We start from the raw sequence: 312 nt of genomic DNA, 5'->3' as shown, positions 1-312 counted from the left end.
CAATGCGACGGAGTTTTTTCTCCAGCTCGCGGATCCGCTGTTGCTCGGGGGTGAGCGGTGCGCCTTTGGGGGATACGCCTTGCTGCTCCTGTCGAAGCTGGTTTACCCATTTACGCATGGCTGAATTGCTCACGCCCATCGCGCTTGCAGCCTCAGCTATGCTGTATCCCTGTTTCGTTACCAGCTGCGCAGCTTCTAATTTGAACTCTGCACTGAATGTCGGTCTTGTGTTCTTCATTTCTACCACCTTTTTTCCGGAAGTGAGTCTATCACTTCGTCTATTCAGGTGGCCAAATTCACTATGCCACTACA

1 protein-coding gene is annotated in these 312 nt (G+C 51.9%); it reads right to left on the bottom strand.

All coding sequences use genetic code 11. From position 1 onward, the window contains the following. Positions 1 to 238 (bottom strand): transposase (locus LZP69_RS16810; protein ID WP_234201694.1); only part of this gene is annotated, 238 nt, incomplete at its 3' end. Between the last annotated feature and the right edge of the window lie 74 nt (positions 239 to 312).

Origin of the sequence: Shewanella sp. AS1, from assembly GCF_021412565.1 — a bacterium.
In the GTDB taxonomy this organism is placed as follows: Bacteria; Pseudomonadota; Gammaproteobacteria; order Enterobacterales; family Shewanellaceae; genus Shewanella.
The sequence above is the reverse complement of the archived record's forward strand: the minus strand, read 5'-3'. Positions and strand labels throughout refer to the sequence as shown.